The organism is Pradoshia sp., from assembly GCF_051873915.1.
Taxonomy (GTDB): Bacteria; Bacillota; Bacilli; order Bacillales; family Pradoshiaceae; genus Pradoshia.
Genome location: NZ_JBJEFJ010000134.1, coordinates 1 through 8,374, shown reverse-complemented (window position 1 = coordinate 8,374; position 8,374 = coordinate 1). Strand labels below are relative to the sequence as shown.

The 8,374-nt window shown below is 44.2% G+C and carries 6 protein-coding genes; 1 reads left to right on the top strand and 5 read right to left on the bottom strand.

From position 1 onward, the window contains the following. Positions 1–49: 49 nt before the first annotated feature. The 3 genes from rlmD to recQ all read right to left on the bottom strand — a co-directional run bounded on the left by rlmD (position 50) and on the right by recQ (position 4,519). Positions 50–1,432, bottom strand: a complete 1,383-nt coding sequence (rlmD, locus tag ACI35L_RS12440; protein ID WP_439803017.1) for a 23S rRNA (uracil(1939)-C(5))-methyltransferase RlmD — start codon at positions 1,430–1,432, stop codon at positions 50–52. A gap of 2 nt (positions 1,433–1,434) precedes the next feature. Then, on the bottom strand, positions 1,435–2,307 hold the full coding sequence (locus ACI35L_RS12435; protein WP_049672222.1) for a DNA-3-methyladenine glycosylase family protein: 873 nt from the start codon (positions 2,305–2,307) through the stop codon (positions 1,435–1,437). 73 nt (positions 2,308–2,380) lie between these two features. Then, on the bottom strand, positions 2,381–4,519 hold the full coding sequence (gene recQ, locus ACI35L_RS12430; protein ID WP_049672223.1) for a DNA helicase RecQ: 2,139 nt from the start codon (positions 4,517–4,519) through the stop codon (positions 2,381–2,383). A 379-nt stretch (positions 4,520–4,898) separates the two neighbouring features. Between recQ and ACI35L_RS12425 the strand changes: the two genes are divergently transcribed. Further along, a complete protein-coding gene (locus tag ACI35L_RS12425; protein ID WP_049672224.1) occupies positions 4,899–5,324 on the top strand; it encodes a hypothetical protein in 426 nt (141 codons plus the stop codon). Between the two features lie 91 nt (positions 5,325–5,415). On the opposite strand, the gene ACI35L_RS12420 is transcribed toward ACI35L_RS12425, so the two are convergent. Together ACI35L_RS12420 and ACI35L_RS12415 are read right to left on the bottom strand one after the other, a co-directional pair. Further along, positions 5,416–7,269, bottom strand: a complete 1,854-nt coding sequence (locus ACI35L_RS12420) for a zinc ribbon domain-containing protein (RefSeq protein WP_049672225.1) — start codon at positions 7,267–7,269, stop codon at positions 5,416–5,418. Between the two features lie 75 nt (positions 7,270–7,344). Further along, positions 7,345–8,154: a zinc ribbon domain-containing protein gene (locus tag ACI35L_RS12415; protein ID WP_049672226.1), complete on the bottom strand. Its 810-nt coding sequence runs from the start codon at positions 8,152–8,154 to the stop codon at positions 7,345–7,347. Positions 8,155–8,374: the final 220 nt, after the last annotated feature.

Sequence of the window (8,374 nt, the reverse complement as noted above, 5' to 3'; positions counted from 1 at the left end):
AGTCTAAATCGGAAAACTTTATTTTGTCTAGGAAAACTTTATTTTATGGTTACATCCGCTTCACTATCTCCACAACACATTCGATATGGCTTGTCTGAGGGAACATGTCCACTGGCTGTATATATTTCGGACGATATTGCTTGCCCATATACTCAAGATCCTTCGCCAAAGTGGATGGGTTACAGCTTACGTATACGATTCGTTTTGGAGCTGTCTTTAGAATGGTATCCATCAGCTTCTTATCAAGACCGCTTCTTGGCGGGTCGACGACTATAATATCAGGACGGAAGCCTTCCTTCGTCCATTTCGGCATGATGTCCTCCGCTTTGCCGACTTCGTAATGCACATTGTCCATGTTATGGCGCTCGGCATTTTGAATCGCATCCTCAATCGATTCGGGGATGACGTCCATGCCGCGGATTTCCTTACAGCTGTCGGCTAGCCAAAGGCCGATTGTTCCGACACCGCAATAGGCATCGACGACTTTTTCATATCCTTTGAGCTTGGCCGCTTTTTTGACTTCATCATAGAGCTTGACCGTTTGTACCGGATTCAGCTGGAAGAAGGTCCGTGCTGAGAGCTCATAGCTCAAGTTCCCTAGCTTCTCCTCAATCGCTTCTTCTCCCCATAGATGAATTGTTTTCTCTCCGAATACGAGCGGCGTATTTTCCTTGTTAATGTTCTGAACGATAGAGATGACTTCCGGAAGACGCTTATTGATTTGTTCAATGATTTCACGTTTTTTCGGAAGCTTTTCGGAGATCGTGATGATGACAACCTGAACCTGGTCGGAGGCAAAGCCGACGCGGGTTACGACGGTTTTGACGATACCGCTTTTTTTCTTCGTATCATAAGCAGGGATTCCGAGCTCCTTCAGAATGCCGAGCACAGTCCGAGTGACCTTGTTCGTCGCCTCATGCTGGACCATACAGTTTTCAATATCAATCAAATGATGGCTGTTCGCTGCATAGAGACCGGCAATCAGCTCTTGTTTGTCATTCGTGCCGACCTGGAATTGGTTTTTGTTGCGATAATTCCATGGGTTTTCCATGCCAATCGTCGGGCGGATGTCTACATTGCTCGCATTGAAGCGGCTGTGGCGCTCTAACGATTGGATGACAATATCACGTTTTTCACGCAGCTGCTGGCCATATTCGAGGTGCTGCAGCTGACACCCTCCGCATACATCATAAACAGGGCAGGGAGGCTTAACGCGGTGCGGGGACGCTTTTTTGATTTTCTTTACGAGCCCTTCCGAATACTTCGGATGGGTGTTCGTAATCTTGACTTCTACGACTTCCTCGGGCAGTGCCCCGGGCACGAAAACGACCTGTCGTTTATAGTAGCCTACTCCCTCCCCATTAATGCCGAGGCGTTTTATTGTCAGCAATATCTCTTGTCCTTCACGGATGTTTGCTGCCTGTTGCTTCATCTTTAATTCCTCCGTTTTTCGATGCTTCTCCATAAGTAAAGCGAGGCATAGCTCAAATAAGGCTGCCATGTTTCGCTGAATTGGTCCATTTCGTCCATTGTCGGCTTTTTTTCGAGATTATATAGCAGCTTGATGGCATTTTGGATGCCGATATCGGCTTTTGGGAATAAATTAGGTCGCCCTAGCCCGAAGAGCAGGAAGTTCTCTGCTGTCCAACGCCCGATGCCGCGAATCTTGATGAGTTCCTCAATAATGGCCTCATCACTCCAGTCCCGCATCCCTTCAAGGTCCAAATCCCCGTTTGCCACCTTCTCAGAAAGCCCAATCACATATTCTGCCTTGCGCGAGCTGAACTTCAAGGCTCGCAACTCCTCGACCTTCAAGGCGGCTGCCTGCTCTGGAGCTGGGTAAAACCAGACTCCATCCTGCTTGAATCCAAATGTATGCACAAAGTCCATTGTCAGCTTCTGAGCGAATGCCATATTCAACTGCTGATGAATGATATTTTTCACCAAGCATCCGTACAGGTCAAACTCCAGAATGAGCGGTGTTCCCCGGTGGACTTCAAATATGTCTTTTAACCTACTTTTGCTAAAATGGGCATGAATTTGGGCCAAGGGAAGATTCCACTGAAAGATATCCGAAAGCCTGCTTATTGCCTTCTCCTGTTCGGCTTCGCCGCTAATGAGGAAGGCAGGTGCATCGACGGTGCCAGCTGCCTGGACCTGATACACATATGGCTTCCCTTCTATCAGCAAGGGTACCTTAATCAATCGATTGATTAAATCAATTTCATGCAGCGGATCAAGGCTAATCCGCTCTAAGACAAGGTCGAAATTATACGGTCCTTCAACCTGAATGCTTTCCTTCCACATCCCCATCTCCCCTTATGCAAGAATCGTCCCGTTATTATAACAGGTTTTCTCTTCTCATGTGTACATGTTCAACTTAAGCTTTTGCCATCTCGATCTGCCGCTTCTTCAGGACTGCCTTAATGGCTGTATAGCTGATTCCCTCAGGCAAAGCCTCCTTGATCGGCTTCAAGAATTCACTGCCCGCATCTTCCATCGCTTTGATGATTTGTTCCTCTTCCTCTGCTGTAAAAAAGGAAGACCATTCAAGCTCCATCCCTTCATCAAGACAACGGAATAAATGAGACTCAATTGTCTGCACAGAAAGGTCGCGCTCTTTGGCCATTTCCTTTACGCTCATGCCCGTCTTATACAGCTCATATGTGTCCAAATGAGAATTCTTCACCGCTGCCTTCGTCTTCTTCACCGTCTTCTCTTCCTCCGTGACGATCTTCGCCTCATATTCATGTTCAGAAAGAAAGGCCGCAATCGCCTCGATAAATCGTTCTGCATATTTCTCAGCCTTCTGCTTACCGACGCCCTTCACGTCCAGGAAGTCATCCACCGTTGCCGGCTGTTTGCCACACATATCCCGCAAAGCTTGATCTGAGAAGATTAAGTATGGAGGCACCTTCTCCTCTCCGGCAATTTCCTTCCGTAAAGCACGCAGCTCCTCAAATAACGGGTCATCAAGTGCAATACTTGATATGCGAACCGCTTCCTTCCTCATAACATTCTTCTTGCCGAGAAGGACCTCCTTCCCTGACTGGGTAACAAATAGGAGGGGAAACTGCCCGCCTGTTATGCCGATATATTGCTCAGAGGTAAGAAAGTCAATCAAATCTCCGACATCCTTCGCTGACTGCTGTTTCATGAGCCCATAGGTAGGCAGACGGTCAAATCCTTGCTCAAGCACCTTCTTATTCGCAGAACCGGTCAGCACTTGGGACACCATCATTTTCCCGAATCGCTCCCCCATGCGGATCATGCATGAAAGAACCATTTGCGCTTCCTTCGTCACATCTACTGAACTCCGCTCATCAAGGCAATTGGAGCACCGGCCGCAGTTTTGCGCCTCTCCCTCGCCAAAATAATGGAGAATGAATGCCTGCAGACAGCCTTGTGTATGGCAGTAGTCACGCATTTGGTAGAGCTTTTTCAGCTCAGCTTCTTTATGTTCCTCATCCCCTTGAGACTGATCAATCAGGAACCGCTGCACCTGCACGTCCTGTTCAGAATGCAAGAGCAGGCAATCACTTGGGAGTCCATCACGACCGGCACGGCCCGCTTCCTGATAATAGCCCTCCATATTCTTTGGCATCTGCGCATGAATTACATAGCGGACATCGGATTTATCGATCCCCATGCCAAAGGCATTTGTCGCAATCATGACCGTGATTTCATCCCGCAGAAAGCGGTCCTGCTCACGCTCCCTTTCCTCCGCTGATAGTCCGGCATGATAGCGCCCAACAGCTATTCCCTTTTGTCGGAGCCGCTCATATAAATGATCGACTGTCTTGCGAGTCGCGCAATAGATGATTCCTGAGACAGACCGATTCTTCTTCACGTACGCATCAATGAATTTCTGCTTGTTCTGCCCCTTGATGACCTGAAAGCTTAAGTTGCTCCGTTCAAATCCGGTCAAGACTGTATTCTCATTCAATATATCTAGCGCCCTGCGGATATCCTCCTGCACGCGCGGTGTCGCTGTTGCTGTAAGTGCCAGCACAACAGGTTTCGAATCCAACTGGCCAGCAAGCGATTGAATACGCAAATAACTTGGACGGAAGTCATGGCCCCATTGTGAAATACAGTGCGCTTCATCAACCGCGATCAGGCCTACCGGCAAACGGCGGATTTCCTCCATGAACGCATGGCTTTCAAGCCGCTCCGGCGCTAGATAAAGCAGCTTATAAGCACCATATTGAACATCCGACAGCCTGTCGTTCACTTCTTGTGCGCTTAGGGAACTATTGATAAAAGTGGCGGGGATACCTGCCTGATCAAGTGCATCGACCTGGTCCTTCATGAGAGAGATTAAGGGAGAGATTACGAGGGTAACGCCCGGTATAACCAAGGCAGGAATTTGATAGCAGATGGATTTCCCTCCGCCTGTCGGCATGATGCCAAGCGTATCGGTGCCATTCAAGACCTGTTCAATGATTTTCCTTTGGCCTTCCCGGAATTGTTCATAACCAAAGTGCTTCTTTAATAGGGAACTAGCTTCTTCAAGCATGTCCTTCTCTCCTCCGTTCGCATGTGAATTTATCTTTTCATTATAGCCTAACCACTCTTAAAAATCTTCTATCTCCTGCTAGTTTACGGGAAGATGAAAACTGGGAAAAATCATAGTAGAGGAATCTATAAAGGAGTGAGGGAAATGAGCAGTACAATCGATTTAGAATCTACCGGGCACTCTTTCAAGGAGCATATCGATGACCTCATAAAAAAAATAAAGCAGCATCCACATCGAAAAGCCTATATCTTCGGGAGGCATAGCTGCCTTATGTGCTCTCATCATCGCGGGAAGAATCATTGCAACTAGTGTCCAGCAAGCACAGCACGAACAACTTGTCAGAGATTACATCAGCCAGAATAATGCATATGTACAGCAAATGGAGGACACAGTTGCCCTTGCGGAAGAAGTGGTTGATGAGACTTCAACAGTTTGGTCTGACGCAATCTGGGATGACGGCACTTTTGTAAATGGCACTTATGCAGCTGATTTCGATGAAGCTATCCTCCTTCTGTATGCGGGTTATGAAGAAGACGGCACTCTCGATCAACTCATTGCCGGCAGCGAAGAAATGGAAACAGGCATCGAGGACTTAAAGGCTATGCCTGAGGAATTGCAGGACAACTATGAGCTTACTTATGAGATTTACAGCGAGGCAAAACCATTAATTGACCTAGCCATCAACCCTGAAGGAAGCTATCTCACCTTTACCGATCGAACAGAAGAATTAAAAGTCAACACTGAGGATGCCTTCAGAGACTACGAAGTATTAAAGGTTGAGGCAAATGATGTAATCGATGAATAAACAAGTCTTTCCTCTCTATAATCCCTATCCTCCAAAAAAGAAAGACAGGTATTAAATGGCGTAACTCCCCACTAATACCTGTCTGTTTCTTCTATTCTATGGAGGTCAGTAAATATGCCCCATTATCATTAACGGCCTTATAGGTCCATTCATATTCCTTTGTTTCTGATTTTCCGCTGGAATAGTTTATCTTAATCGTTTCATTGGTTGATATGGTGATTATGCCATCATTCTCTTTGACATCTGTGACTTCATATTCAACCAATTCCTCGCTGGTTCCTTTTGAATAGAGAGAGCCGACTAAGCTTTTCTGACTTTTATAAAGCTCACTGCTCTCTTTCATATATGGAGATACAGCGCTGAAATTATTTTGATTGATTGCTGAAATCAGCCCATTCAGATAGCTATCCATCAGTTGTGCAGCGACTGTAGATAAGTCATCATCATTCTCTGAGCCTTGTTTGACCTCTGTTGATTTTCCTCCTGCCGTCGTATATTGCTTTGGCGATTTTTCTTTCACTTCTTTTGTGTTTTCATCATCGAAAGAATAAGTATACACCATAGAATCCACTAACCATTTCTTCGCTTTTTCATCGTAAATCAGAGAAATGGCATAGGTTTCATCCCGATCTTCAAGAGAGGGGCTATCCCCTTTAAAATAGGTATCATCTTGATAACTCACCAGGGCACTCACATCAGCTGTCCATGCATTCTCCATGTAGGAAACAGTAAATGAATTAAGGTCAAAGACTGTGCCCATGTATTTTCCTGTATAGGATTGTTCAAAAACCTTTAGTTCATCAACATCTTCCTTGACTGACTTTTTATAATCATCGGTAGCTTGAGTCATCTTGGAGGTAGATCCACTTGTATAGGCAATCAACGCTTCACGATTATTTTTCACAATCGCATCCATGATACCCTTCTGTGTTTCTTCATTTTCGCCGAAATTAATGTCGACATAATGACGATCAATCTCTTTTTCTTTTGTCTTGACCTTCCCCCATGGAAGTTCCGCTTCTACAGCCACCTTCATGCTGCCATCTGTTAATACTGGTCCAAATACCGGATTTTTAAATGGATTAACGCCAACATCTTTCCCATTTACATAAAGCTTCCCCTTAAGGTTCAGATTCTCCGCATTAACAGACGTATTAATCTGTACTTCCTTGCCATCTAAGTACAGATTGACGGTTGGTTCGCTTCCGCCGTAAGCCGTTACGGTTTCATCGACGACTAGATCAACAAAATCCGTCTTAAGCTTGGCCTGTAGTTCGTGAATGCCCGGAACATATGGACCATATGTCTTTTCAAAATCTGCTTGATTTGCTTTACCAACCGTTTTCCCATCAATGGTGAGCTCTGTATCCTTATAATTCGTCTCGACGGTCAGATAGACAGAATCCACCATGAGTTCATACTTGTCATAAACAAGGAATTTTCCGTCTTGGACAAGACGAACCATTTGGTCATCCGAGGAACCAAATAAATCATCATACCTATTTACATTCTTCCCATTATCCATCACGACAGCTTGTTTCCTTAGTGCATCGACTGTTTCTTTGATTTCTTCAGGATTTTCCTGATAGTATTTCACAAAGGCGCCGACCGTCTCTTTATTGATTTCAAGCTTTTTGTCATTCGTGTCGAGTATTTTCGCAATTGCTTTTTCATCATGATTGTTCAATGCCTCTTCAAATTGATTAATCATCCTGTCTTTCGATAGAAGATTCTGCCCAACCAAATAGACTGCTAGCAAGATGATTGCCGCAGCTGACCCCGCAATTAGCCACTTCTTCTTTTTAGGCGATATCGGCTGTCTTTCCGGTAGCCTATTTGACTCGTGAGTCCCAGCTTTTTTCTCTTGATTGACAGGTGTGCCGCATGCTTTACAAAATTGGGCATTTGAACTTAATTCTTGACCGCAATTCTTACAATACTTCATTCAAACTCCTCCATCGAAATCTTCTTAGACTATTGCATGAATGTTCTCTAGATATGGGATTGTCGACTTTCATTCTTACCAAAGGAAAGACCCAATATTGGACAATAATGAATCAAACAGCATTTCACCCATGATATATACAAGCACACTAATCAAGATATACGTTAACAAAGTACCGTATACTGCATCCATCCCGTCCTCCGGTGCTTCTTTCTTATAAAATGCAAGAACCATCGGTACGGCGATATAAACCCCTCCAACTAAACCTAATGTGAGAAATAGGATAAACAAGCTAACCTTCAATAATGAGAGAAGTAAACCAATAGCGAGCAAAAACACAAACGGAATAAGTAAGATTCCATACCTGGTAAATACCTCTTTAAATGTCGCATTCACTCGTCCTAATTTAACGGAAAGGAAGGTAAAAGCAGCCACAAGCACAATGAAGATACCGAAGGCAAAGAATGGTTTAATCACGATGTCCATGAAAGGCAAGTCTATATATGTACTGCCGCCAAATCCATAAGTATCTAAACTATTTAAACGGCTTACCACTCCCCTTAAGCCAAAATAGATTGATAACGGGATAAACAAACTAAATAAAACGATCGTTATAATAGCATGTATAAACTGTTGTTTATCCATTGGTTCCTGAATACTCGCATAAGGTTTCTTAAACACATCAAAAAAATAATTTACATATTGCTTGGACTGATCTTTCGTCTTTTTTAAATAATCCTCTGCTTGGGCAGTCGCTGTCCCTTCCTCCTTAACTGGATGATTTGGCTGCTGTTCGCTGCTTTTTGAAGCTTCAACTAAGCGCGTCCCACAATTTTCGCAAAAGTTTCCTCCTTCATTCTCATGCTGACAATTTGGACATTTCATGAAAGCATCTCCTTTTCTCTTTATTTGATTGACTTTTATAACACAACCAAAGATTAATATATCATAATATTCAGTACACATTTAGTCCTTTTATCATAAAGATTTTACTTTTTTTAACATCCTATATCCCTCTCCCGCTCCTCATCTCTTTCTATTAGGCTGTTTTCGTATAGATTGTTGCTTTTGAATAATAAGAGAAAAATCAATTTCTGTGATACCA